The 22333-nt window shown below is 57.9% G+C and carries 25 protein-coding genes; 20 read left to right on the plus strand and 5 right to left on the minus strand.

Annotation, left to right across the window (positions count from 1 at the left end):
- The first annotated feature begins 161 nt into the window (after positions 1-161).
- On the plus strand, positions 162-794 hold the full coding sequence (locus AB4P92_RS22805; protein ID WP_261735895.1) for a glutathione S-transferase family protein: 633 nt from the start codon (positions 162-164) through the stop codon (positions 792-794).
- A complete protein-coding gene (locus tag AB4P92_RS22810) occupies positions 791-1735 on the plus strand; it encodes a Nudix family hydrolase (protein ID WP_261735894.1) in 945 nt (314 codons plus the stop codon). The genes AB4P92_RS22805 and AB4P92_RS22810 overlap by 4 nt, the downstream gene beginning before the upstream one ends.
- Before the next feature lie 131 nt (positions 1736-1866).
- Here AB4P92_RS22810 and AB4P92_RS22815 read toward each other — a convergent pair whose 3' ends face one another.
- From AB4P92_RS22815 to AB4P92_RS22825, 3 genes are read right to left on the minus strand one after another with little or no spacing between them, the layout of a single operon-like run.
- Complete coding sequence (locus tag AB4P92_RS22815; RefSeq protein ID WP_042560652.1) at positions 1867-2451, minus strand: cob(I)yrinic acid a,c-diamide adenosyltransferase; 585 nt, start codon at positions 2449-2451, stop codon at positions 1867-1869.
- Between the two features lie 11 nt (positions 2452-2462).
- Positions 2463-4490, minus strand: a complete 2028-nt coding sequence (locus AB4P92_RS22820; protein WP_042560651.1) for a HAMP domain-containing sensor histidine kinase — start codon at positions 4488-4490, stop codon at positions 2463-2465.
- Positions 4491-4535: 45 nt separating this feature from the next.
- On the minus strand, positions 4536-5453 hold the full coding sequence (locus AB4P92_RS22825) for a putative 2-dehydropantoate 2-reductase (protein WP_395598203.1): 918 nt from the start codon (positions 5451-5453) through the stop codon (positions 4536-4538).
- Between the two features lie 139 nt (positions 5454-5592).
- Here AB4P92_RS22825 and AB4P92_RS22830 point away from each other — a divergent pair, with 139 nt between their 5' ends.
- Both AB4P92_RS22830 and AB4P92_RS22835 read left to right on the plus strand, forming a co-directional pair.
- Positions 5593-6078 carry a YajQ family cyclic di-GMP-binding protein gene (locus AB4P92_RS22830; protein ID WP_042560649.1) on the plus strand — a complete coding sequence of 162 codons (486 nt, stop codon included), beginning with the start codon at positions 5593-5595 and terminating at the stop codon, positions 6076-6078.
- Positions 6079-6262: 184 nt separating this feature from the next.
- A complete protein-coding gene (locus AB4P92_RS22835; RefSeq protein ID WP_261735892.1) occupies positions 6263-7105 on the plus strand; it encodes a mechanosensitive ion channel family protein in 843 nt (280 codons plus the stop codon).
- A gap of 168 nt (positions 7106-7273) precedes the next feature.
- Here the strand turns inward: AB4P92_RS22835 and AB4P92_RS22840 are convergent, their stop codons facing one another.
- Positions 7274-8548 (minus strand): OprD family porin, encoded by a 1275-nt coding sequence (locus tag AB4P92_RS22840; RefSeq protein ID WP_395598204.1) that lies wholly within the window; start codon positions 8546-8548, stop codon positions 7274-7276.
- An 896-nt stretch (positions 8549-9444) separates the two neighbouring features.
- Here AB4P92_RS22840 and AB4P92_RS22845 point away from each other — a divergent pair.
- On the plus strand, positions 9445-9870 hold the full coding sequence (locus AB4P92_RS22845; RefSeq protein WP_042562185.1) for an HIT domain-containing protein: 426 nt from the start codon (positions 9445-9447) through the stop codon (positions 9868-9870).
- A 3-nt stretch (positions 9871-9873) separates the two neighbouring features.
- On the plus strand, positions 9874-10080 hold the full coding sequence (locus tag AB4P92_RS22850; protein ID WP_042560646.1) for a SlyX family protein: 207 nt from the start codon (positions 9874-9876) through the stop codon (positions 10078-10080).
- Between the two features lie 71 nt (positions 10081-10151).
- Here AB4P92_RS22850 and AB4P92_RS22855 read toward each other — a convergent pair whose 3' ends face one another.
- On the minus strand, positions 10152-10754 hold the full coding sequence (locus AB4P92_RS22855; RefSeq protein ID WP_042560645.1) for a cold-shock protein: 603 nt from the start codon (positions 10752-10754) through the stop codon (positions 10152-10154).
- Positions 10755-11065: 311 nt separating this feature from the next.
- On the opposite strand from AB4P92_RS22855, the gene AB4P92_RS22860 reads away from it, so the two are divergent.
- The 14 genes from AB4P92_RS22860 to pal all read left to right on the plus strand — a co-directional run bounded on the left by AB4P92_RS22860 (position 11066) and on the right by pal (position 22328).
- Positions 11066-11536, plus strand: coding sequence for a Dps family protein (locus tag AB4P92_RS22860; RefSeq protein WP_042560644.1), 471 nt, complete (start codon positions 11066-11068; stop codon positions 11534-11536).
- Between the two features lie 181 nt (positions 11537-11717).
- On the plus strand, positions 11718-12056 hold the full coding sequence (locus AB4P92_RS22865) for a ribbon-helix-helix domain-containing protein (RefSeq protein ID WP_210622690.1): 339 nt from the start codon (positions 11718-11720) through the stop codon (positions 12054-12056).
- Positions 12057-12187: 131 nt separating this feature from the next.
- Positions 12188-12409 carry an FmdB family zinc ribbon protein gene (locus AB4P92_RS22870; RefSeq protein WP_042560642.1) on the plus strand — a complete coding sequence of 74 codons (222 nt, stop codon included), beginning with the start codon at positions 12188-12190 and terminating at the stop codon, positions 12407-12409.
- Positions 12410-12517: 108 nt separating this feature from the next.
- Positions 12518-14293, plus strand: a complete 1776-nt coding sequence (gene aspS, locus AB4P92_RS22875; protein ID WP_042560641.1) for an aspartate--tRNA ligase — start codon at positions 12518-12520, stop codon at positions 14291-14293.
- 133 nt (positions 14294-14426) lie between these two features.
- On the plus strand, positions 14427-15173 hold the full coding sequence (locus tag AB4P92_RS22880) for a YebC/PmpR family DNA-binding transcriptional regulator (RefSeq protein ID WP_115146136.1): 747 nt from the start codon (positions 14427-14429) through the stop codon (positions 15171-15173).
- Between the two features lie 158 nt (positions 15174-15331).
- Positions 15332-15859, plus strand: coding sequence for a crossover junction endodeoxyribonuclease RuvC (gene ruvC, locus AB4P92_RS22885; RefSeq protein ID WP_007912737.1), 528 nt, complete (start codon positions 15332-15334; stop codon positions 15857-15859).
- 115 nt (positions 15860-15974) lie between these two features.
- Positions 15975-16583: a Holliday junction branch migration protein RuvA gene (gene ruvA, locus AB4P92_RS22890; RefSeq protein ID WP_042560639.1), complete on the plus strand. Its 609-nt coding sequence runs from the start codon at positions 15975-15977 to the stop codon at positions 16581-16583.
- Entirely contained in the window at positions 16584-17645 is a 1062-nt protein-coding gene (gene ruvB, locus AB4P92_RS22895) for a Holliday junction branch migration DNA helicase RuvB (RefSeq protein WP_115146137.1), read from the plus strand.
- Positions 17646-17772: 127 nt separating this feature from the next.
- Positions 17773-18240, plus strand: coding sequence for a tol-pal system-associated acyl-CoA thioesterase (gene ybgC, locus AB4P92_RS22900; RefSeq protein ID WP_064119107.1), 468 nt, complete (start codon positions 17773-17775; stop codon positions 18238-18240).
- Positions 18230-18925: a protein TolQ gene (tolQ, locus tag AB4P92_RS22905; RefSeq protein ID WP_008080223.1), complete on the plus strand. Its 696-nt coding sequence runs from the start codon at positions 18230-18232 to the stop codon at positions 18923-18925. Before ybgC ends, tolQ begins: the two co-directional genes overlap by 11 nt.
- 23 nt (positions 18926-18948) lie before the next feature.
- On the plus strand, positions 18949-19401 hold the full coding sequence (gene tolR, locus AB4P92_RS22910) for a protein TolR (RefSeq protein ID WP_161806672.1): 453 nt from the start codon (positions 18949-18951) through the stop codon (positions 19399-19401).
- Positions 19401-20480 (plus strand): cell envelope integrity protein TolA, encoded by a 1080-nt coding sequence (gene tolA, locus AB4P92_RS22915; RefSeq protein WP_395598205.1) that lies wholly within the window; start codon positions 19401-19403, stop codon positions 20478-20480. The genes tolR and tolA overlap by 1 nt, the downstream gene beginning before the upstream one ends.
- 17 nt (positions 20481-20497) lie before the next feature.
- Complete coding sequence (gene tolB / locus AB4P92_RS22920; protein ID WP_080896057.1) at positions 20498-21778, plus strand: Tol-Pal system beta propeller repeat protein TolB; 1281 nt, start codon at positions 20498-20500, stop codon at positions 21776-21778.
- A gap of 52 nt (positions 21779-21830) precedes the next feature.
- On the plus strand, positions 21831-22328 hold the full coding sequence (pal, locus tag AB4P92_RS22925; protein WP_003178634.1) for a peptidoglycan-associated lipoprotein Pal: 498 nt from the start codon (positions 21831-21833) through the stop codon (positions 22326-22328).
- The last annotated feature ends 5 nt before the right edge of the window (positions 22329-22333 follow it).

A 22333-nucleotide genomic window follows, 5' to 3' on the forward strand; every position in this document is an offset into this window, starting at 1 on the left:
AGTCGCTCCATTCTCGAGCAGGCGTGCTCCGACACTGATCTCGGGTGCTCACAAAAGTTGTGTGCACCGGTGAACTCTGTGGGAGCGCGCCGGCTCGCGAAGGTGGCGGTCCAGACGCAACAGATCCCAAGGTTTTTCCACTGACGAAAAGGCGCCACACCATGTCCCTGCACCTGATCATCGGCGACAAACTGCTTTCCTCGTGGTCGTTACGCGCCGCGCTGGCGCTTGAGCTGACCGGCGCCCCATACACCGAAGAGTTGATCAAACTCGGCAAGCCTGACACCCGCGCGCTTTTGCTCAAGCATTCGCCGACCGCCAAGGTACCGCTGCTGAAAACCGCCCTCGGCACTGTTGCCGATTCGCTGGCGATTGCCGAATACCTGGCCGAGCAGTTTTCTTCCGAGCAACTCTGGCCAACCGATATCGCCGCCCGGGCCCAAGCCCGATCAGCCTGTGCGCAGATGCACAGCGGCTTTTTCGCCATGCGCAACCACATGCCGTTCAACCTGAGCCACGACGCGCCGCTGAATCCGGTGCCGCCCGAGGTTAAGGTCGATATCGAGCGCATGCTCGCGCTGTGGGCAGAATGCCGTGCCGTCGCCACCGAGTCCGGGCCGTACCTGTTTGGCCGGGTGAGCCTGGCCGATGCGTTTTTTGCGCCGATCGCCGTGCGCCTGCGTACCTATCAGGTGAAACTGCCGGACGCCGACGAAGCCTATGTTGAAACCGTCTACCAATGGCCCGCCTTCAAGGCGTGGCAAAAGGCTGGACTGGAGGAATTGAATCCGTGAAACGCGTACACGTCGCCGCCGCCGTCATTCGTGACAGCAGTGGCAAAATCCTTATCGCCCGCCGTGCCGACACCCAGCATCAGGGTGGTTTGTGGGAGTTTCCCGGCGGCAAGGTCGAGGCCGACGAATCGGTCGAAACCGCGCTGGCTCGAGAGCTGCAAGAAGAATTGGGCATCACCGTGGGTGCCGCTCGGCCGTTGATCAAGGTGCGTCACGATTACCCGGACAAGCAGGTGTTGCTGGATGTCTGGGAAGTGTCGAGTTTCAGCGGCGAGCCGCACGGCGCCGAAGGCCAGCCATTGGCCTGGGTGACGGCGAAGGAGCTGGTGAACTACGAGTTCCCTGCCGCCAACCAGCCGATCGTCGCAGCGGCACGCTTGCCTGCCGAATACCTGATCACACCGGAAGATCTGGAACCCCCGGCTTTGCTGCGCGGGATTCAGAAAGCGATTGCCGGCGGGATCAAATTGATCCAGCTGCGCGCCCCCAATGGCTATGACCCGAAGTACCGCGATCTGGCGGTGGACGCCGCGGGGCTGTGTGCAGGCAAGGCGCAGTTGATGATCAAGGGGCCCTTCGAATGGCTCGGTGATTTTCCGTCTGCCGGGTGGCACATCACGTCCGCGCAGTTGCGTAAATACGCGGCAGCGGGGCGTCCATTACCGGCGCAGCGCTGGCTCGCGGCGTCTTGCCATAACGCCGAAGAACTGGCGCTGGCCGAGCAGATGGGTGTGGATTTTGTGACCTTGTCGCCGGTACAGCCGACCCTGACGCATCCTGATGCTCAGCCCTTGGGCTGGGAGCAGGCTTCGACGTTGATCGAGGGCTTCAGCAAACCCGTGTTTTTGTTGGGGGGAGTTGGCCCGGCGGAGCGCGAAAAGGCCTGGGGTGTTGGCGCGCAGGGTGTAGCAGGGATTCGGGCGTTCTGGCCTGAGGCTTGATTATGTAGAGCGGCCACCGGCCTCATCGCTGGCAAGCCAGCTCCCTCAGAGATTTGTGTCGTTCACTGATGATGTGCACACCAATGGAACTTGTGGGAGATGGCTTGCCAGCGATGGCGTACCGACAGGCTCTAATCCTTTGTCGGTTTAGCTGCCGGCTGCCACAAAATCTCCGCAATCCCCTGTCGCCGCGCAATCACCCGTGCCGCGACAAACAACAAATCCGACAATCGATTGATATAAGCCAACCCAACCCCGGCCAAGGGTTCTTCGGCATTCAAATGCTGACACCGCCGCTCGGCACTCCTTGCCAGACTCCGGCACACATGCGCCTGAGCGATCAGCATCGAACCGCCCGGCAAGATGAAGTTCTCCAGCGGCCCCAACTCTTCATTCCAGACATCAATCGCCGCTTCCAGCCGTTCGATTTCCGCCTCGTTCAGTGCCTGATACTGCGGCATCGCCAACTCGCCCCCGAGGTCGAATAGCCGATGCTGACAAGGTGCCAACACCTCGACCAGCTCGTTCAAGCCTGGATACGTCTCACGCTCGGCAATCAAACCGGCCAGTAACACGCCGACCTGACTGTTCAGCGTATCGACCTCGCCAATGGCCTCGATGCGTGGGTGATCCTTGGGCACGCGGCGGCCATCGCCCAGGCCGGTTTCGCCTTTGTCGCCGGTGCGGGTGTAGATTTTCGACAGGCGAAAGCCCATGGGTTACCTCGTTAATTGATTGGTTGAGCCGCGATAGGCAGCGGTTGGGCCAGCGGCAGACGCAAAGTGAAACACGTTCCTTGCCCCGGCGCCGACTGCACCTCCATCTGCCCTTTGTGGTTATTGGTGATGATGAAATACGACACCGACAAGCCGAGCCCTGTGCCCTGGCCGATTTCCTTGGTGGTGAAAAACGGCTCGAAGGTGCGTTTGCGCACGTTCTCGCTCATGCCGATGCCGTTGTCCTCGACCTGAATCTCGGCCCACGGCGGATTGAGCCGCGTGCGCAGGATGATCCGTCCTGGCTCGCTGTCCTCTTCGCGCTGGTGAATGGCTTGCGCGGCGTTTTTCAACAGGTTGAGCAGCACTTGCTCCAGCTCGTTGGCGGTGCCCGGCACCGGGCCTAGCGCCGGATCGAACTGGCGGATGATCGCCTGACCCTTGAAGTCAAAACCGATCGCCAGGTCGAAGTCGTTACCGGCGATTTCCACCGCTTGATCAATCAGCGCTGGCAGATCGCACGGTGCCATCTGACGAGTGCTGCGGCGACTGAAGCTGAGCATGTGGGTGACGATTTTCGCTGCCCGCGCCCCCGCCTGTTGAATACCATCGAGCAGTTTCGGGACTTCCCGGCCTTGCAGGTAGCGGTTGACTGTGTCCAGCTCAATGCCCAGTTGCTCGGCGGTTTCGAGGTTCTTTGGCAGGTCTGTCGACAGGCGTCGACGGATGTTTTGCACGTTGTGCAGGATCGCACCGAGCGGGTTGTTGATTTCATGGGCCATGCCCGCCGCGAGGCCGCCGACCGAGAGCATTTTTTCTGACTGCACCATCATTTCTTCCAGCGACAGGCGCTGGGTGATGTCGTCGATACGGATCACCACGCCACGCCCGGTACCGCCCATCAGCGGGTAGAAGGTCAGCGCGTAATGTTTGGGCTCATCGTCCTTGAACCATGTCACCCGTTCGATCTTCGCCACGGTGTGCTGCTCGACCGTCTGCTTGAGCTGCGGCAAAAACGGTTTCAGCGGTTCGAACGCGAGGAAGATCGGCTGGTTCAGCGCTTCGTCCAGGCGTGTGCCGGAGAGGGCGCTGGCTTCCTGGTTCCATTGGGTGACGTAGAGCTGCTCATCGAGCGCGATCAGCGCCGAAGGCATCGAGTCGATGATGCTGTTGAGGTAATTCTGGAAACCGGTGAGTTTCTTTTCGATTTTGCTGCGCACCTGAACTTCCAGCTCAAGCTTGCGGTTGGTGTGGCGGGTTTCCTCGGCCAGCCCCTGCGCCTGATCGTAAGCGGCTTGCGAGTCATCGCGGGCGCGTTTGAGCTGCTGTTCGCGGGCTTCGATACGCGACAGCATGGTGTTGAACGCCTCGGCGAGACTGCCGATTTCGTCATGGTTGCCGCGTGAGGCGCGCAACGCGTAGTTCTCTTCGCGGGTGACCTGACGCGACAGCTCTTCGAGCTGATGGATAGGGCGGGTGATCAGCCGTTTGATCTGCCGGGCAATCACTAGCCACAACAGCACGCTGAAAATCAGGATGCCGAGGCTGGCCGTGAGCGTGCCGGTGTAGAACGCCATCGGCAGTTCGCTGCTGGCTACCAGCAGCAGATGACCCGGCTCGGTGCCGGGGCGGGGCAGGGTGATCACCTGGTTGGTGCGAAATTCGGTGAGTTGCCAGGCTTCGATGTGTCGGTAACGTTCCGGCAGGTGGAGTTTGTCGCCGTGTTGCAATTGCGCCAGCCGTTCGCCTTTGCCGTCATACAGGGCGGCGGCGCGCAGTGGTGAATAACTGTCGAGTTCCTTGAGCAGGCGTTCGGCGCTTTGCGGTGATTGCAGGGCTTCACTCACCAGGCTCGGGTTGGCGATCAGACGGCCGATGGTCTGCAAGGCCTGCGGGGCCATGCTCTCTTGGGAAATGTAATAGGCGGCGCTGATAAAAGTCAGGTTGGCGACCAGCAACACAGTGGTCAACAGCACCAGCAGGGCGGCCAGGAGTTTCTGGCCGACCGGCAGGTTTTCGAGGCGCTGGCGCAATGGCATCGGGTTTTTCGCAGCAAAGGAACAAGTCGCCAGCGTAGCCGCTGCTCAGTCGCTGGGCAATCCGAGGCTGCGCAGATGAGCGATCAGGCGTTGCTGCAGTTGATTGAGGTGCGGCAGGGTCAACTGGTGGCGTGCGGCGACTTTGCAGGCGTGGCCCAATAGATAGCTGATCTCCGTGCGGCGCTGATTGGCGACATCTTGATACATCGATGAGTAATTGGCCGCGGTGGCCTGGATCACCCGTTCGACTTCCTGTTGCAGGTTTTCCGCCGCCGCAGGTTGGCCACAGCGCTGCAGCAGTTCGGCGAGCTCGGCGCAGAGCGTAGCGACTTCGCAATGATGCGCCTGTAAGCCACCGTTGCGGCAGTTGTGCAACACCGTCAGCGGATTGATCGCACAGTTGAGCGCCAGTTTGCGCCACAGCCGTGTGAGGATGTCGGTGCTCCATTCGTGGGGGATTTTCGCCGCCTCAAGATCATCCAGCCAGATCGGCGCCACCGGATGAGCGGCATCACCGAGCCAAGTATAACCGTGGCCGGCGAACACCACACGCCAGTCGCCATCGCGGAACGCGCCTTCGGTACTTGAAGCGCTGATGCAGCGTGCATGCGGTACTCGCGCGGCGACAGCGTCCTGACTGCCGAGGCCGTTTTGCAGCAGAATAATTTCCGCATCGGGCGTCAAGCGTGGGGCGAGGCGGGCCACTGCGTTTTCGGCGTCGTAGGCCTTGCAGGCCACCAGCAGGCGACGGATCGGTTCGGGATTGTCCGGAGTTTCGCCGGGAACTGCATAAGTGTTGGCTTGTCCGTTTTCTACGAGGGTCAACCCGTCGGCTGCGTTATAGCTGCGCAAACGCGTCACGTCGCGCACGATCAGCCTCACCGGCAGGCCGGCCCGAGCCAGCCGCGTAGCCCAGAGTGTGCCGAGACTGCCGGCGCCAAGAATGTGCCAAGGGGTAGACATCAGTTTTTTGCTCGATTGGGGACAGGCATGCGCGGCTCGCGTGTCGACAGGAAAAGACCCGTTATAATGAGCCCGATTTTAACCGCAAGCCAAGCGCGCTCCATCCACATAGAGCGCGCCTTTTTATTGGAGAAATTACATGCCGTCGTTCGACGTGGTATCCGAACTGGACAAACACGAACTCACCAACGCGGTCGAGAACGCCGTGAAGGAACTCGATCGTCGTTATGACCTGAAAGGTAAAGGCAGTTTCGAGTTCAAGGAAAAGGACCTGACTGTCAGTCTGACCGCTGAAGCCGGATTCCAGCTGGAAGCGATGATCGAAATCCTCAAGTTGGCCCTGGTCAAGCGCAAGATCGACGTGCAGTGCCTTGAAGTCAAGGATGAGTACGCCTCGGGCAAGCTGATGAAGCAGGACGCCGTGCTCAAGGAAGGCATCGACAAGGAACTGGCGAAGAAGATCGTCGGCCACATCAAGGACGCCAAACTCAAGGTGCAGGCTGCCATTCAGGGCGAGCAGGTGCGTGTGACCGGCAAGAAGCGCGACGACCTGCAAGAAGCCATCGCGGCCTTGCGTGCCAAGGAATTCGGCATGCCGCTGCAGTTCAACAACTTCCGCGATTAAGCTTTATCGGCGGACCTGTGGGAGCGAGCCTGCTCGCGAAGGCGGCGTGTCAGTCAACCTCATTGCTGAATGACACACCGCCTTCGCGAGCAGGCTCGCTCCCACATTTGATTTATGTACACCCCGGCGGTTTTCTGCCGCTTATCTTTCGCGTGCCGAATGGCCGGAAATCAGGAGATAGAACATGGATTTGAATGCTGAAGTAGACCACCTGGTCAAGGCATCCCAGGCGTGGATCCCGATGATCATGGAATACGGCAGCCGCGTGCTGCTGGCAGTGATTACTCTGGGGATCGGCTGGTGGCTGATCAACAAGGTCACGCAAAAACTCGGTGGTTTGCTGGCCCTGCGTAACGCTGACCTGGCACTGCAAGGCTTTATCAGCAGCCTGGCCAACATCATTCTCAAGGTGCTGCTGATCGTCAGCGTGGCTTCGATGATCGGTGTCGAAACCACCTCGTTCGTTGCCGCGATCGGTGCTGCGGGTCTGGCCATCGGTCTGGCGTTGCAGGGCAGCCTGGCGAACTTCGCCGGCGGCGTGCTGATCCTGCTGTTCCGTCCGTTCCGCATTGGCGACTGGATCGAAGCGCAAGGCGTGGCGGGTACCGTCGACAGCATCCAGATTTTCCATACCGTCCTGCGTACCGGCGACAACAAGACCGTCATCATGCCAAACGGCAACCTGTCGAACGGCATCATCACCAATACCAACCGTCAGCCAACCCGCAAGGTTGTGTTCGATGTGGGCGTGGATTACGAAGCCGATCTGCAAACGGCCCGTCAGGTACTGCTGGATCTGGCCAAGGATGAACGTGTTATGCAGGACCCGGCGCCGCAGGCAGTGGTCTCGACACTGGGCGACAGTTCGATCACGGTGTCCCTGCGTGTTTGGGTTAAAACTGCAGACTATTGGGATGTGATGTTCATGTTAAATGAACTGTCCCGCGATCGTTTAAAAGCTGCAGGCATTGATATTCCGTTTCCGCAGCGCGTTATTCGTGTGGTTCAGGAGACTGTGCCGCAGTAAACATCTGAGTTATGGCCTGAAGGTTTCATCAGTTCCGCTTTGTTAGGTTGCTATCTAACTAGCAACAATCAAAGACTGTATGAAACCAGACACAAAAAAAACGCTCATCTGGATCAGATGAGCGTTTTTTTGTTGCCTTGTTATGTGGCTAGACGAACTAGCGCTGAATTACAAGATGTTCAGCGGGTATTCGACGATCAGGCGGGTATCAACTTTGTCGCTATCGTACGCGGAGTTTGCACGATAGACCGCGTTACGTACGCGGAAAGACAGGTCCTTGGCTGGACCGCTTTGCAGAACATATTTGGTCTCGAAGTCCCATTCGTGTTCTTTGGACCCGCTGTCATCGGCGGTTTTGATGTTGTCGCCACGGACGTAACGAGTCATGAAGCTCAGGCCAGGAACGCCGTAGGTCTTCATGTTCAGGTCGTAGCGAGCCTGCCAGGAGCGTTCGTCTTCGCCGTTGAAGTCGGAGTATTGCACGGAGTTGGCGAGGAAAATGGTGCCGCCGCCGTCCACTGCGCCATACGAGTAACCGCTGTCACCGCTGGAGCGCTGGTGAGCCACGGTAAACTTGTGCGCGCCGATGCTATAAGCGGCTGCGAGGGACCAAATGCGGTTATCGATGTCACCGGACAGCTCGTCGCCTTGGCTCTTGCTCTTGTACCCGTTGAAGTCGAAATTCAGCGATTGTTCGTCGTTGATCGGCAGGGTGTAGTTGGCGTTGATGTACTGCTTCTTGAAGTGGTCTTCAACGTCGGAAGCAGCCACACCGGCTACGAAGTTATCGGTGAACTGATAGGTCGCACCGCCAATGTTGGCGGACTTCAGACCTAGGCTGTCGCGGCCTGTTTGGTCCTGATCTCTCAGCGCAGTGAAACGGCCAGCGCTCAACTCAAGACCTTTGATTTCCTTGCTGGTAATCAAAGTACCTGTGGCGACTTCTGGCAGCAAACGGCTGTCGTCTGTAGAGAAGACAGGGCTGGCAACGTATTGGTTACCGTACTTCAGAACAGTGTCGGAAAAACGGAATTTGACCGCACCACCAGCGCTCGATTGGGTGTCTTCTGGTGTGCCGTCGCTGTCCTTGCCGAACAGGCCGTTACCGGTACGACCAGGGCCGCTGTCCAGTTTGATCATGCCATTGGCCAAGGCGTCCAGACCGAACCCTATTGTGCCTTGGGTAAAGCCCGACTCATAAACTGCCTGCATGCCCAGGCCGGCGTCTTCGCGGTAGCCTTTCTTACGCGTTTTGTTAGGGGTGCTCTGGTCGTTGAAGGCACCGTTCTTGAAGTCGCGGTTCATGTACAGCATGCGACTTTTGACACTCAGGCTCTGATCTTCAAAAAAGCCCTTGGATTCTTCTTGAGAAGACGCAACTGCGAACTGCGAGGTGCCTGCTGCAACAGCCAGGGCGATCATGCTCCACTTCATCACGCGCATCGTGATTTGCTCCTTTGGTTTTTAGAAGAGTACTGCCGTCCCACCTGTTTTATTATCTGGGCGGCTCTTTCTTTTTGTGTCGGCGCAAACTTATATCACGCCGACATTGTTGGCGATACTTGCTAATCGAACCTTTCGCCTTCTTTACGACGCTGTCGCAGACGGCTTGGTAGATGTCGCAAATTCACAGTACCGATGCAAGCGGACCGACAACTTTCTCGCTGTTTTTCTAGCCTTTTGCATCGCTAAAAAAGAGTCCCTGGCAAAACACTTGAATCTCCATCGGGCAACCCTGCCACTGTTTTTATCGGGCTTAAGGCTCCCACATCCCGTGGTGCGCTTATAGTCCATATGAGTACGCTTGCAACAAGCGTGCACAAACTGCAATTTCGGTGCGGTTATTTTTCAACACGCTTGTCTTTACCTGTAAAAGCCTCATAAATACGGGGCGCCAAGCCGCTTTTTGTAAGGGCTTGACGCGATTGTTCGTATGGTGTTGCCACGCCGTAATTGGCGCGCGACAACCAAAAACGTTACCGGTTCACCCCGCCAGTGAGTATTCGGCGGATGCCCGACGCACTGAGCGTAGACCCACTGTGCGGTTTTGGTGCAAAAAATTTACGCGCTGTACCGTATTCATACAGACCTGTCTGCGAGCGATCGTGAGCACCTCACGGTTTTTCGGCCATTTCAGCGCACTGGTCATCTGGTCGGGTTCCGTGCTGGTGCATCAAATCAAAAAATGTCACATGTCGGGGCGTCCGGAGAAATGGCCAGGGCACAGTCCTCGTGAAGGCGAGCGCATTCGCAGGTATGCTGCAGTTCTGTCGCTTGGTGCGCTGCCTGTCGGGTGGCCCGCCAAGCTGAATTATGTAGATCAGCCGGGAGTGCGCGCAGTGTTTGCTTTAGATTCACGACTACAACAGGACACACTGGCCATCGGCGACTTTCCGCTCTGCCGTCTGTTGCTGTCCAACGACGCCAACTACCCGTGGTTCATCCTGGTGCCACGCCGCAACGATATCAGCGAGTTGTTTCAGTTGGATGTCGCCGATCAGCAACAGCTCTGGCTGGAAACCACCGCGCTGGCCGAGTTGCTCAAAGACTTGTTCGATGCCGACAAAATGAACGTCGCTACGCTGGGTAACGTGGTCAGCCAGATGCACATGCATGTGATCGTGCGCAAACGCGACGACGCGGCGTGGCCTGCGCCGGTCTGGGGCAAGCATCCGGCAAAGCCTTATGAAAGCGAGCAGGTGGCCGCCATTCGCGCGCAGTTGCGTGTGGTGCTGACCGAAGATTTCACCTTTTTGGAGGGCTGAGTCATGACCCTGGAAGAACGCGTTAACGATCTGGAAAGCCGTCTGGCGTTTCAGGACGACACTATCCAGACGTTGAACGACATCCTGGTGGCGCAGCAGCGGGTGGTCGAGCGCCTGCAATTGCAAATGGCTGCGTTGCTCAAGCGTCAGGAAGAAATGGTCGGGCAGTTCGAATCCTTCGAGGAAGAAGCACCTCCGCCACACTACTAAGGCGCGGTCTTTTCATCAGGCGTAAAAAAACCGCGAACAGCACGCTGCTCGCGGTTTTTTTATACCTTGGATCAGCGGCGCGGCAGCGCGGCGATCACGTCCTCGGCTTGCAGGCCTTTGTCCCGGTTCATCACCGAGAACTCCACGCGCTGGCCTTCGACCAGAACGCGGTGGCCTTCGCCACGGATCGCGCGAAAGTGCACGAAAATGTCATCACCGGAATCCCGGGAGATAAAGCCGAAGCCTTTGGAAGTGTTGAACCACTTGACGGTGCCGGTATCGCGGTTGGTCATGTCGTAGGTGGTTGGCGTGGCTGCCGGTGAAGATCGATAAAAGCTGACGGCCAGGTGCAGGACCACGGCAACCAGGGCAATCACCAGGCTGAACAACACGGCTGGCTGGCCGGCGATGACAGGCATCGGCGCGATCAGGGTCAAGGTTTGGAGGACGACAGTCAGCACCAGAAGAGCGCTGACCAGATTTTGCAGATGCTGGCGCGGGCCTTTGTTCCAGTAAGGAATCACCGGGGCAATGACCAGGTTCAGCAGGCCGAAAAAGGCCAGGTAAAGTGCATCGGGTTGTTGCAGGTAGGGAACGGCTTCGGATTTCAAGCTAGGTATGAACGACAGCAGCAGTGCCGCTGCGCCCATTAGCAGGTGGACGATTTTCAACATTTTGATTGGCTCACGTTATTAACGGCTCACAAGGAAGAGCTGGAGGCGCACGGTTCGCTTCGGGACAAAATAAGAGGCGGTGGACACGGACGCAGCATCAGCCTATGCGCAAATCCCCGGAAAATGGGGCATAGCGACACACTGCCTATTTAACAGCAAAGCCTGCAGCTACTCAAATCAGGCCGGCCAGCGGCAGCAAAGTGGTCGATTTGTCGCAGTGCGAGTGTCGATTCGGGGCTGCGAGGGATCGACAGCCTTGCTAGAGTGGGGCGGTACCTTGGATGAATTCAAATCGCCGTTAGGGGGTAAACATGGCAATCGATATCGGTATCAGTGAAGAAGACCGCAAGTCCATCGTCGAGGGGCTGTCGCGTCTGCTGTCGGACACCTACGTGCTGTATCTGAAAACCCATAACTTCCACTGGAACGTCACAGGCCCGATGTTCCGTACGCTGCACTTGATGTTTGAAGAGCAATACAACGAGCTGGCACTGGCCGTCGATTCAATCGCCGAGCGCATTCGCGCCCTTGGTTTCCCGGCCCCAGGCGCTTATGCCACGTATGCGCGGCTTTCTTCTATCAAGGAGGAGGAGGGGGTGCCCAGCGCCGAGGACATGATCAAACAACTGGTCGCCGGTCAGGAAGCCGTGACCCGCACCGCGCGCGGCATTTTCCCGCTGCTCGACAAAGTCAGTGACGAGCCGACGGCCGACCTGCTGACCCAGCGCATGCAGGTTCATGAAAAAACCGCGTGGATGTTGCGCGCATTGCTCGAAGCCTGACCCAAGTGCGCGGGCAGGCCTTGGGGATGCCCGCGCTGTCCACAGTCTTACTTCTATCGTTGGCTTATCCTACGGGGATGGTCAATTAGTCATCTGGATATAACTTTGCGTCTGCGCTTTTATGAAGTCACAGGATGTGACTTTGAAAAACCCGCAGAGATGGCAAAGGAGTGTCACCGATATGATAGAGGGAGACAGGCGAGGCGACAGGAATGTCGGCTTGCAACATGAATTGAAGTTCGATCCGTTCGTCAACGAATTCGACATGTCATTGGTACAGCCGCTGTCCCGATCCGTGCGTTTGAACGGATACGCGACGTGCCTGCGGCTGGAGCAGGTGTACTGGAACATCCTCGGCGCCATGGCCAAAGACAACTGCTGTTCGATCAGCTCACTGTTATCCCACGTTGACCGTGAGGTACATCTGCGTCACGGCGGGGTGAAAAATTTCAGTGCGCTGGTACGAGTGGTGTGTGTCATGAGCGGGATCAAAGTCGCTGAGTCAGCGAAATCGCTCTGAAACAGCGGTTGCAAAGGAGGTTGCGGCCTGTGCAGTCTTACGGCTGCACAGGCCGCATTTAATGGATATAATCCCGCTCTTTCGCCGCAAAGCCCTGCGCGCGGTGGCAATCTGATCGCCGAGACACCTCCATGCCGATGTACGATTATCAATGTGCTTCCTGTGGTCATCAGTTGGAAGCCATTCAAAAGATTAGCGATGCACCGCTGGTCGACTGCCCTGCCTGCCAGGCGCCAGAGCTCAAGAAACAGCTGTCGATGCCCGGCTTTCGCCTCAGCGGCAGCGGTTGGTACGAAACCGATTTCAAGACCGGAACCAAGAAGAACCTGGCCGGTAGCGACAAATCTGACTAGGGTTCAGGCCCAGGTCGAACGACACGCGTGAGTTTCCCCACGTCGCACAATGCTTGAGTGCGACGGGATCTCCACCGAATTTCGAATTACGAGAAGCGAACCACTACCATGATGCGCAGCCACTATTGCGGCCAACTGAACGAAAGCCTGGAAGGTCAGGAAATTACCCTTTGCGGATGGGTTCACCGTCGCCGCGACCACGGCGGGGTGATTTTCCTCGATATCCGTGATCGTGACGGTCTGGCCCAGGTGGTGTTCGATCCGGATCGTGCCGAGAGCTTCGCCGCCGCCGATCGCGTGCGCAGCGAGTACGTCGTGAAGATCACCGGTAAGGTGCGTCTGCGTCCGGCCGGTGCAACCAACGCCAACATGGCGTCGGGCATGATCGAAGTGCTGGGTTACGAACTGGAAGTGCTGAACGAGTCGGAAACCCCGCCGTTCCCGCTCAACGAATACTCCGACGTTGGCGAAGAAACCCGCCTGCGCTATCGCTTCCTCGACCTGCGTCGTCCGGAAATGGCCGAGAAGCTGCGTCTGCGTTCGCGCATGACCACCAGCATCCGTCGCTTCCTTGACGAAAACGGCTTCCTCGACGTTGAAACGCCGATCCTGACCCGTGCAACTCCGGAAGGCGCACGCGACTACCTCGTGCCAAGCCGTACTCACGCCGGTTCGTTCTTCGCGCTGCCGCAATCGCCGCAGCTGTTCAAGCAACTGTTGATGGTGGCCGGCTTCGACCGTTACTACCAGATCGCCAAGTGCTTCCGCGACGAAGACCTGCGTGCCGACCGTCAGCCGGAATTCACCCAGATCGACATCGAGACCAGTTTCCTCGATGAAAAAGAGATCATGGGCCTCACCGAGCAAATGATCCGCAACCTGTTCAAGGAAGTGCTGGGTCTGGAATTCGGCGAATTCCCGCACATGACTTTCGAAGAAGCCATGCGCCGCTACGGTTCCGACAAGCCAGACCTGCGTAACCCGCTGGAGCTGGTCGACGTTGCCGATCAACTCAAAGAAGTCGATTTCAAGGTCTTCAGCGGCCCGGCCAACGATCCGAAATGCCGTATTGCCGCACTGCGCGTTCCAGGCGGGGCGAGCATGCCGCGCAAGCAGATCGACGACTACACCAAGTTCGTCGGCATCTACGGTGCCAAGGGCCTGGCGTACATCAAGGTCAACGAGCGCGCTGCCGGTGTTGAAGGTCTGCAATCGCCGATCGTGAAAAACATCCCGGAAGACAAGCTGAACGTGATCCTTGATCGCGTTGGCGCAGTCGATGGCGACATCGTGTTCTTCGGCGCCGACAAGGCCAAGATCGTCAGCGAAGCACTGGGTGCACTGCGCATCAAGCTCGGTCACGACTTGAAGCTGCTGACCTGCGAGTGGGCGCCAATGTGGGTCGTCGACTTCCCGATGTTCGAAGAAAACGACGACGGCAGCTTCTCTGCGCTGCACCACCCGTTCACCGCGCCGAAATGCACGCCGCAAGAGCTCGAAGCCAACCCGGCCGGCGCTCTGTCCCGCGCGTACGACATGGTGCTGAACGGTACTGAGCTGGGTGGCGGTTCGATCCGTATCCACCGCAAGGAAATGCAGCAGTCGGTGTTCCGTCTGTTGGGCATCAACGAAGCGGAACAGGAAGAGAAATTCGGCTTCCTGCTCGACGCCCTGAAGTACGGTGCGCCGCCGCACGGTGGCCTGGCCTTCGGTCTGGACCGTCTGGTGATGCTGATGACCGGCGCCCAGTCGATCCGTGAAGTGATCGCCTTCCCGAAAACCCAGAGCGCTGCCGACGTCATGACGCAAGCACCGGGTGTGGTGGATGCCAAGGCATTGCGCGAATTGCACATTCGTTTGCGCGAAACGCCAAAGGCTGAGTAAGACGGGCCTGAAGGCGCATCTTCGGATGCGCCTTTTTTCTTTCTTATAGATTGAAAGCTGTTCAAGATTTTTTGTTTGCCGGCCGCTGCAAGAGCAGGGCGGGCAACGTTTCAAAGAGAATTCGGAGCGAGTTATGGCGGGTCATTCCAAGTGGGCGAACATCAAGCACCGCAAAGAACGTCAGGATGCCAAGAAAGGCAAAATCTTTACCAAGTGGATTCGTGAGCTGACCGTTGCTGCCCGTCAGGGTGGCGGTGATCCAGGTTCCAACCCGCGTTTGCGCCTGGCTCTGGACAAGGCCCTAGGTGCGAACATGAGCCGCGATATCATTGATCGCGCGGTTGCTCGTGGTGCCGGTGCCGCCGACACCGACGACATGGTCGAGCTGAGTTACGAAGGTTACGGTCCGGGCGGAGTGGCGGTGATGGTCGAGTGCATGACCGACAACCGCAATCGCACCGCAGCGGCTGTGCGCCATGCGTTCAGCAAGTGCGGCGGTAACCTGGGCACCGACGGTTCGGTAGCGTACCTGTTCGAGCGCAAGGGCCAGATCTCCTTCGCTCCGGGCGTTGATGAGGACGCACTGATCGAAGCGGCGATGGAAGCAGACGCCGATGATGTGGTTACGAACGAAGATGGTTCGATTGACGTGTTCACTTCGTTCGCCGGTTTCTATTCCGTGCGTAACGCGTTGGAAGCCGCCGGTTTCAAAGGTGATGACGCAGAAATCGTCATGCTGCCGACTACCAGCGCCGAACTGGACCTGGACGGCGCGGAGAAGGTGCTCAAGCTGATCGACATGCTTGAAGACCTGGACGATGTGCAGAACGTTTATTCCAACGCGGATATTCCAGAAGACGTCGCTGCTCAGCTCGCTTAAGAGCGACTAGGCTTTCATGTGGGAGCTGGCTTGCCAGCGATGGCGTCGGCACATCAGAAAATGATGTGGTCTGACACTCCGTCATCGCTGGCAAGCCAGCTCCCACATTTGTTATTTGTTGTACCGAATTTCGTGCTTTTTCCGAACCCGCAGGCGTTATGACTTTAATTCTTGGTATCGACCCCGGTTCGCGCATCACCGGTTACGGCATTGTTCGCGATACCGGACGTGGCGGCTGCATCTACGTCGCCTCTGGTTGCATCCGCACCGGCGCTGGCGAGCTGCATGAACGACTGCAAATCGTCTATCGCGGAGTGCGTGAAATCATTCAGACCTACGGCCCGGTTACCATGGGCATCGAAAAAGTGTTCATGGCGAAAAACGCCGACTCCGCGCTCAAGCTCGGGCAGGCCCGTGGCGCGGCGATTGTTGCCGGTGCCGAAGAAAGTCTGGAAATCGCCGAGTACACGGCCACCCAGGTCAAACAAGCAGTGGTCGGCACGGGCGCGGCGAATAAAGAGCAGGTGCAAATGATGGTCATGCACATGCTGAAGTTGACCAGCAAACCGCAAATCGATGCTTCGGACGCCCTGGCCATTGCCATTTGCCACGCTCACACTCGTTCCAGTCTGCTGCCGCATGGCCTGGGAGCGGCACGCAGTCGTGGCGGGCGCCTGCGTCTCTGATAGCATCAGCAATCAAATTTTCCGGAATGCGGGTTTCGCGCCTGGGTCGTCGGCCTGAAGCACGCTTTCCGTCAGTCGCCAGCCCACGGCTGGCCAACGCTCAAGGATCTGAAACGTGATTGGACGCTTGCGCGGCACCCTGGCTGAGAAACAGCCGCCGCACCTGATTCTCGATGTAAATGGCCTCGGGTATGAGCTGGAAGTGCCCATGACCACCCTCTATCGCCTGCCGCCGGTCGGTGAACCGCTGACCCTGCACACGCACTTGGTCGTACGCGAAGACGCGCAGTTACTCTATGGTTTCGCCGGCAAGCGTGAGCGAGACTTTTTTCGCGAGTTGATCCGTCTCAATGGTGTCGGGCCGAAATTGGCCCTGGCATTGATGTCGAGTCTGGAAGTCGATGAGCTGGTCCGCTGTGTGCAGTCCCAGGACACGTCGGCGCTGACCAAGGTGCCGGGCGTCGGCAAGAAAACCGCCGAGCGTTTGCTCGTCGAGCTGAAGGATCGCTTCAAGGCCTGGGAAACCTCGCCGGCCATGTTCGCCCTGGTGCCAAACCAGCCGGACGGCCCGGCGCCGGTCAATACCGCCGAGAACGATGCGGTCAGCGCGTTGATTTCCCTGGGTTACAAGCCGCAGGAAGCGAGCAAGGCAATTTCGGCCATCAAGGACAAGAATTTGAGCAGTGAAGACATGATCCGCCGCGCCCTGAAGGGAATGATTTAAGTGATTGAAGCTGATCGTCTGATCGCCGCTGCGCACATTCCGCGCGAGCGCGAAGAAGTCCAGGACCGCGCCATTCGCCCGGTCAGTCTGGCTGACTACATTGGCCAGCCGACCGTGCGCGAGCAGATGGAACTGTTCATCCAGGCTGCTCGTGGCCGTAGCGAATCGCTTGATCACACGTTGATCTTCGGCCCGCCGGGGCTGGGTAAAACCACGCTGGCCAACATCATCGCCCAGGAAATGGGCGTGTCGATCAAGAGCACCTCGGGGCCGGTTCTGGAGCGTCCGGGTGATCTGGCGGCATTGCTGACCAATCTTGAGCCGCATGACGTGCTGTTCATCGATGAAATCCATCGTCTGTCGCCGATCGTCGAAGAAGTCTTGTACCCGGCGATGGAAGATTTCCAGCTCGACATCATGATCGGTGAAGGGCCGGCAGCACGCTCGATCAAACTCGACCTGCCGCCGTTCACCCTGGTCGGTGCGACGACTCGTGCAGGCATGCTGACCAACCCGTTGCGTGACCGCTTCGGTATCGTCCAGCGTCTTGAGTTCTACAGCACCGCGGATCTGTCGACGATTGTCAGTCGTTCGGCGAATATTCTTGGTTTGCCCCTGGACCCGGAGGGCGCCTTCGAAATCGCTCGACGTGCCCGTGGCACACCGCGAATTGCCAATCGATTGCTGCGCCGTGTGCGCGATTTCGCTGAAGTGCGCGCCAAGGGCCACATCACCAAAGCGGTGGCGGATCTGGCGTTGAACCTGCTGGATGTCGACGAGCATGGTTTCGATCATCAGGATCGGCGCCTGCTGTTGACCATGATCGAGAAGTTCGATGGTGGGCCCGTCGGTATCGACAGCCTTGCAGCGGCCATCAGTGAAGAACGCCACACGATTGAAGACGTGCTGGAACCGTATCTGATCCAGCAGGGCTACATCATGCGCACGCCACGGGGCAGGGTGGTGACGCGGCATGCGTATCTGCATTTCGGTTTAAACATTCCGTCACGAATGGGTGAGACGCCCGTGGTAGACGAGTTTCTCGATGCCGTGGACGATTAATACACATTTGTTGTCGATTTATTCAGGGTTTGTACTGTCAGAGGACGGTACTTTTGCGATAAAGCCCTGAAACAACGAAAAACAGTTGTCTGGCCGGATTGGCAACATGAGGAGTAAGCACTAGAGTATGCGCGCGCAAAACGGGCTTGAGCCGTTCGCACATCGTTGTCGCGTTTATTACGAGGACACCGATGCGGGCGGCATCGTGTATTACGTTAATTACCTCAAGTTTATGGAACGGGCTCGAACCGAGCGGCTCCGCGAACTGGGCTTTGCCCAATCGCAGCTTGCCGGGGAGGACCTGTTGTTTGTCGTGCACTCCAGCGAAGCGCGTTACCACGCGCCGGCGCGACTGGACGACGAGCTTCTGGTAAGTGCTGAAGTAATCGAATTGAACCGTGCCAGCCTGCGTTTCAAACAGCAGGTCAGGCGGGCAACGGATAATGTGCTGCTCTGTGAAGGGCAGTTTTTGGTGGCCTGTGTGCGCACTAACAGTTTGAAACCCCGGGCCCTTCCCGAAGACTTGCGTGCGGCTTTCGCCGACGCGGTCGGCCCGGGTACACACTCAAAGCAGGAGATAAAGCGTGGAAGCTAACGTCGTCGACCATTCCTCCATGTGGAGCCTGGTCAGCAATGCCAGCATCGTGGTGCAGTTGGTAATGTTGACTCTGGTGGCCGCATCGGTGACCTCATGGATCATGATCTTTCAGCGCAGCAACCTGCTGCGTGCCGGTCGACGCGCCCTGGAGAGCTTCGAAGAGCGCTTCTGGTCGGGTATCGATTTGTCCAAACTGTACCGTCAGGCCGGCAGCAACCCTGATCCGGATTCGGGCGTCGAGCAAATCTTCCGCGCCGGTTTCAAAGAGTTCTCCCGTCTGCGCCAGCAGCCAGGTGTCGATCCTGAAGCGGTAATGGAAGGCGTGGCCCGAGCCATGCGTGTGGCCATCTCTCGCGAAGAAGAGAAACTGGAGCAAAGCTTGCCGTTCCTCGCCACTGTGGGTTCGGTCAGCCCGTACATTGGTTTGTTCGGTACCGTATGGGGCATCATGAACTCCTTCCGCGGTCTGGCCAGCGCCCAGCAAGCGACCCTGGCCACCGTGGCTCCGGGTATCGCCGAAGCACTGATCGCCACGGCGATCGGCCTGTTTGCGGCAATCCCTGCAGTAATCGCTTACAACCGTTTTGCTGCTCGCAGCGAAACCCTGCTGGGCCGTTACTACACCTTCGCCGATGAATTCCAGGCGATCCTGCACCGCAAAGTGCACACCAGCGAAGAATAAGCAGGTAATTTCCAATGGCTTTAATCGCTCGAGCTCGCAAAAAGCGCAAGCCGGTCGCCGAGATGAACGTGGTGCCTTACATCGACGTGATGCTGGTACTGCTGGTCATTTTCATGGTGACCGCGCCGATGCTCAATCAGGGCGTGAAAGTTGATCTGCCCAAGGTTTCCAGCGAAGCCTTGCCGCAGGACAACAACACCCAGGTCCTGACCATTTCGATCAAGGCTGACAAGACCTATTACTGGAACCTTGGCAGCGAAGTCGACACCGAGAAGCAACAGGACAGGGCCATGACCCTGCCGCAGATGACCGACGCGGTGACCAAGATCATTCGCGCCGGTACCGAAGGCGGCAAGCGTACCCAGGTCTTCATCCGCGGCGACAAAACCGTCGACTATGGTTCCGTCATGGGCGCCATGGGCGGATTGCAGAAAGCCGGGGTCGGTAACGTTGGTTTGATTACCGAGGCCCCCTGATGCAGCCACTGCGAGAGCCGTCTGCCTCGGAAAGCTACTTCTGGCCTAGTGTTCTGGCGATTGTCCTGCACGTGCTGGTGTTCGGCATGCTGTTCGTCAGTTTCGCCTTTACACCAGAACTGCCGCCGGCCAAGCCGATTGTCCAGGCGACCCTGTACCAGCTGAAATCGAAAAGTCAGGCAACCACCCAGACCAATCAGAAGATTGCGGGTGAGGCGAAGAAATCCGCCGCGCGCCAGACTGAAGTCGAGCAGATGGAACAGAAAAAGGTCGAGCAGGAAGCGGTGAAAGCTGCGGAACAAAAGAAAGAAGAAGCGGCTCAAAAGGCCGAGGAAGCCAAGAAGGCCGACGAGTCGAAAAAAGCGGACGAGGCGAAAAAGGCTGATGAAGCCAAAAAAGCCGATGACGCGAAGAAGACCGCCGAAGCCAAGAAGGCAGAAGAGAAACAATTGGCTGATATAGCCAAGAAGAAATCTGAAGAAGAAGCCAAAAAGGCTGCTGAAGAAGAGGCCAAGAAAGCGGCCGCTGAAGAAGCGAAGAAAAAGATCGTCGAAGACGCGAAGAAGAAAGCCGCCGAAGACGCCAAGAAGAAGTCTGAAACTGAAGAGGCGAAGAAGAAAATCGCCGACGAAGCGAAGAAGAAAGCTGCTGCCGATGCTGCGAAGAAGAAAGCGCAGGAAGCGGCACGTAAATCTGCCGAAGACAAAAAGGCTCAGGCCTTGGCAGATTTGCTTTCCGACACGCCGCAGCGTCAGCAGGCCTTGGCCGATGAACAGGGTGACGAAGTCGCGGGCAGTTTCGATGACCTGATTCGTGCGCGGGCAGCGGAAGGCTGGGCTCGTCCACCTTCGGCACGCAAAGGCATGACGGTCGTGTTGCAAATCGGCATGTTGCCGGACGGTACGGTGACTTCGGTCAGCGTGTCCAAATCCAGTGGCGATGGTCCGTTCGATGCTTCGGCAGTAGCGGCGGTCAAGAATATTGGACGTTTGACAGAAATGCAGGGAATGAAGCCGAGCGATTTCGCTCCGTATCGTTCATTCAAGATGACATTCACACCTGAGGATCTAGCCTTGTGAGAAACCTTCTTCGAGGAATGCTGGTCGTGATCTGCTGCATGGCAGGGATCGCGATGGCTGATGAAAAGAACATTCTGGTCACCAGCGGCAGCGATCGGGCTACTCCGATCGCCGTTGTACCGTTCGGTTTGCAGGGCGGCGCCGTCCTGCCGGACGACATGGCTGAAATCATTGGTAACGATTTGCGTAACTCGGGCTACTACTCGCCGATTCCAAAGCAAAACATGATCAGCCAGCCAAGCCAGGCGAGCGAAATCATCTTCCGTGACTGGAAGGCGGTAGGTGCTCAATACATGATGGTCGGCAGCATCGCACCAGCGGGCGGTCGTCTGCAGGTGCAATGGGCACTGTTCAACGTAGCCACCGAGCAGAAAGTGGCTGACGGCAGTGTTTCCGGTACCACGGAGCAGTTGCGCGATATGGCGCACTACATCTCTGACCAGTCGTTCGAGAAACTCACCGGTATCCAGGGCGCGTTTTCGACCCGCCTGCTTTACGTGACGGCTGAACGCTTCTCCGAGAAGAACACCCGTTACACCTTGCAGCGTTCGGACTATGACGGTGCTCGCGCCGTGACTCTGTTGCAATCGCGCGAGCCGATCCTGTCGCCGCGTTTCGCACCGGATGGCAAGCGCATCGCTTACGTGTCGTTCGAGCAGAAGCGTCCACGTATCTTCATGCAGAACATCGACACGGGTCGTCGTGAGCAGATCACCAACTTCGAAGGCCTGAACGGCGCACCGGCCTGGTCGCCGAATGGTGATCGTCTGGCGTTCGTGTTGTCTAAAGACGGTAACCCGGATATCTACGTGATGAACCTGGCTACGCGTCAGATCAATCGTGTAACAGCGGGCCCAGGCATCAACACCGAACCGTACTGGGGCAAGGATGGTTCGACCATCTACTTCACCTCGGACCGCGGCGGTAAGCCACAAATCTACAAAACCAGCGCCAGTGGCGGTGGTGCCGAGCGTGTGACGTTCGTAGGTAACTACAACGCCAACCCGAAACTTTCGGCAGATGAAAAGACGCTGGTGATGATCCATCGCCAGGATGGTTTCACCAATTTCAAGGTGGCAGCCCAGGATTTGCAGCGAGGTAGTGTAAAGATCCTCACTGATAGCACTCTGGACGAGTCACCCACTGTTGCACCCAACGGCACCATGGTAATCTACGCCACCCGCCAGCAGGGCCGGGGAGTCTTGATGCTCGTGTCCATTAATGGACGCGTTAGGCTCCCGCTTCCTACCGCTCAAGGCGAAGTCAGAGAACCGTCCTGGTCCCCTTACCTGAAGTGAGCGGGCGCTACACGTTTTACTTAACACACTGGGGTTCATTAGGAGTTTCACGATGGAAATGCTGAAGTTTGGTAAATTTGCTGCGCTGGCTCTGGCCATGGCTGTAGCTGTAGGTTGCTCGTCCAAAGGCGGCGACAACGCCGGTGAAGGCGCTGTTGATCCAAACGCTGGTTACGGCGCAAACACTGGTGCCGTTGACGGTTCCCTGAGCGAAGAAGCTGCTCTGCGCGCAATCACCACCTTCTACTTCGAATACGACAGCTCGGACCTGAAGCCAGAAGCCATGCGCGCTCTGGACGTTCACGCCAAAGACCTGAAAGCAAACGGCGCTCGCGTTGTTCTGGAAGGCAACACCGACGAACGTGGTACTCGTGAGTACAACATGGCGCTGGGCGAGCGTCGTGCGAAAGCCGTTCAACGCTACCTGGTACTGCAAGGTGTTTCCCCAGCTCAGCTGGAACTGGTTTCCTACGGCGAAGAGCGTCCAGTTGCTACCGGCAACGACGAGCAGTCCTGGGCTCAAAACCGTCGCGTCGAACTGCGTAAGTAATTCGA

Source organism: Pseudomonas sp. A0308, from assembly GCF_044218815.1.
Lineage (GTDB): Bacteria > Pseudomonadota > Gammaproteobacteria > Pseudomonadales > Pseudomonadaceae > Aquipseudomonas > Aquipseudomonas iridis.

Excerpts from the sequence above, each read along its gene's own strand:
- AB4P92_RS22870 (WP_042560642.1), top strand. The coding sequence starts at position 12,188 with ATGCCGATGTACGATTATCAATGTGCTTCCTGTGGTCATCAGTTGGAA.
- AB4P92_RS22815 (WP_042560652.1), bottom strand. The coding sequence starts at position 2,451 with ATGGGCTTTCGCCTGTCGAAAATCTACACCCGCACCGGCGACAAAGGC.
- ruvC (WP_007912737.1), top strand. The coding sequence starts at position 15,332 with ATGACTTTAATTCTTGGTATCGACCCCGGTTCGCGCATCACCGGTTAC.
- aspS (WP_042560641.1), top strand. The coding sequence starts at position 12,518 with ATGATGCGCAGCCACTATTGCGGCCAACTGAACGAAAGCCTGGAAGGT.
- AB4P92_RS22830 (WP_042560649.1), top strand. The coding sequence starts at position 5,593 with ATGCCGTCGTTCGACGTGGTATCCGAACTGGACAAACACGAACTCACC.
- AB4P92_RS22820 (WP_042560651.1), bottom strand. The coding sequence starts at position 4,490 with ATGCCATTGCGCCAGCGCCTCGAAAACCTGCCGGTCGGCCAGAAACTC.
- AB4P92_RS22805 (WP_261735895.1), top strand. The coding sequence starts at position 162 with ATGTCCCTGCACCTGATCATCGGCGACAAACTGCTTTCCTCGTGGTCG.
- AB4P92_RS22865 (WP_210622690.1), top strand. The coding sequence starts at position 11,718 with ATGATAGAGGGAGACAGGCGAGGCGACAGGAATGTCGGCTTGCAACAT.
- AB4P92_RS22825 (WP_395598203.1), bottom strand. The coding sequence starts at position 5,453 with ATGTCTACCCCTTGGCACATTCTTGGCGCCGGCAGTCTCGGCACACTC.
- AB4P92_RS22835 (WP_261735892.1), top strand. The coding sequence starts at position 6,263 with ATGGATTTGAATGCTGAAGTAGACCACCTGGTCAAGGCATCCCAGGCG.
- AB4P92_RS22850 (WP_042560646.1), top strand. The coding sequence starts at position 9,874 with ATGACCCTGGAAGAACGCGTTAACGATCTGGAAAGCCGTCTGGCGTTT.
- AB4P92_RS22860 (WP_042560644.1), top strand. The coding sequence starts at position 11,066 with ATGGCAATCGATATCGGTATCAGTGAAGAAGACCGCAAGTCCATCGTC.
- ybgC (WP_064119107.1), top strand. The coding sequence starts at position 17,773 with ATGCGCGCGCAAAACGGGCTTGAGCCGTTCGCACATCGTTGTCGCGTT.
- AB4P92_RS22880 (WP_115146136.1), top strand. The coding sequence starts at position 14,427 with ATGGCGGGTCATTCCAAGTGGGCGAACATCAAGCACCGCAAAGAACGT.
- tolB (WP_080896057.1), top strand. The coding sequence starts at position 20,498 with ATGCTGGTCGTGATCTGCTGCATGGCAGGGATCGCGATGGCTGATGAA.
- AB4P92_RS22840 (WP_395598204.1), bottom strand. The coding sequence starts at position 8,548 with ATGCGCGTGATGAAGTGGAGCATGATCGCCCTGGCTGTTGCAGCAGGC.
- tolA (WP_395598205.1), top strand. The coding sequence starts at position 19,401 with ATGCAGCCACTGCGAGAGCCGTCTGCCTCGGAAAGCTACTTCTGGCCT.
- AB4P92_RS22855 (WP_042560645.1), bottom strand. The coding sequence starts at position 10,754 with ATGTTGAAAATCGTCCACCTGCTAATGGGCGCAGCGGCACTGCTGCTG.
- pal (WP_003178634.1), top strand. The coding sequence starts at position 21,831 with ATGGAAATGCTGAAGTTTGGTAAATTTGCTGCGCTGGCTCTGGCCATG.